Here is a 269-nt window from a genome sequence, read left to right on the forward strand (position 1 = left end):
GACGCCCGCCGCCTCGCGGGCCGCCTGCGGGCTGACGGGACCGGGCCGGCGAGTGCGGCCGTCGCCGAATCCCTCGCGCGCCTGCACCCGGTCCTCGTCGCGGTCTGCGCGGCCGCGGGCCGGCAGGCCGCGGCGGCGGACTGCCTCGCCGAGGAGGCCGAGGACGTCCGCGGCCTCCTCGAGCACGTGGGGTGCGAGACCGCGCGCGCCGCCGAGGCTGTTGCCGAGACCGGCCGCGCGGCGGCGGCGGCGGGTGCGGCCGCGGCGGG

At 83.6% G+C, this 269-nt stretch carries 1 protein-coding gene; it reads left to right on the plus strand.

The genetic code is table 11. The features are described 5' to 3' along the window. The coding region (locus DT057_RS35360; protein ID WP_203236177.1) for a hypothetical protein at positions 1-269 on the plus strand (269 nt) is incomplete at both ends.

Source organism: Methylobacterium crusticola (assembly GCF_003574465.1).
GTDB lineage: Bacteria > Pseudomonadota > Alphaproteobacteria > Rhizobiales > Beijerinckiaceae > Methylobacterium > Methylobacterium crusticola.